At 45.6% G+C, this 1,233-nt stretch carries 1 pseudogene; it reads right to left on the reverse strand.

Going from position 1 to position 1,233, the window contains the following annotated elements:
* A pseudogene (locus tag AC0QHF_RS09270) lies at nt 1-1,201 on the reverse strand (reverse transcriptase domain-containing protein); the annotation flags it as partial.
* Nucleotides 1,202-1,233 lie beyond the last annotated feature (32 nt).

The following is a 1,233-nucleotide window of genomic DNA, read 5'->3' on the forward strand; positions in this document are numbered from 1 at the left end:
AGGGCGGCTTGAGGTGCTGTTTTATGATTCCTAATCACCTCTTTTACCTTTTCAGTATGGGCTTTGATTGCTTCCTTGTCCGGTTTGATGTGGGTTGCGAAGCCTAGTAGTCTACTGACCTTTCCCCCACTTTTTCCGGAAACGTGTTTACCTGCAGGATATTGCCTGATATTGAACCCTAGAAAGTTGAAACCGGGTGAGACCCTTTTTCCTTTTACTTCAATTTCTTGAAGTGTGTGACAAATTCTTGTCTTTTCCGGTTTGAGTTGGAGTCCAATGGGCTTTAACCATTCAGAAATAACAATCTTGCACTGTTCAATAATTTCGCGGCTTTGTGATATGACCACAAAATCATCGGCGTATCTGACGACCGTTGTATTGATAGTCTTCCCTTTGACTTTGTGTTTGGGAAGAGTTCTTCAATGTGCCTCCCTATTCCATCCAGTGCGATGTTGGCGAGGAGTGGACTTATTACCCCTCCTTGAGGTGTCCCGGCTTCCGTATCGTCGAATACACCATTGTCGATGATCCCGGCTTTTAACCATTGTCTGATATTGCGCCTTATGATCGTTGGACAATGAAGTTTGGATAGTAGGTAATCATGGTCAATTTGGTCAAAGCATTTGGCAATATCGGCATCGAGGACGTAATATTCCCCTTGATTAATCGCAACAAATATTCTGCCAACTGCGTCGAGGGTTGAGCGTCCAGGTCGAAACCCATAGCTTGTTCCCTCAAATTTAGGTTCCCAGTAGGGTTCCATTGCCATCTTGACCACGGCTTGCTTGGCTCTGTCTCGAATTGTCGGGATTCCCAGAGGGCGTTTTTCATCCCGTCCGGGTTTTGGTATCCAGACTCTCCGTAATGGTTTGGCTTTGAAGTTTCCTTTGATTTCCTTAACAAGTTCAAACCTTTGTTTCGGGGATAGTGCTATCACTCCATCCACTCCGGCTGTCTTCTTGCCTTGGTTATCTTGGGTCACTCGTCTGACCGCTAAGAGCCTTGCGTAATATGACTTCAAAAGGAGTCTCTGCAACCTTCTAGCTTTTGCTTCCTGCCCCGATTGAGCCGCTTGATAGATACGTTTTTGCAACTTGAAGACCATCCTCTGAACTTTTGCCCAATTGATTGCCTTCCATACATTCTTAGTGACCGCTGGTTTCGGCTTGCCGAATCCTTTGGTTTGACTAGACCTCGCCATTATTGCTACTCAAGTCTCCATCTTACGTCTGA

This window comes from Lyngbya sp. CCY1209 (assembly GCF_055795065.1).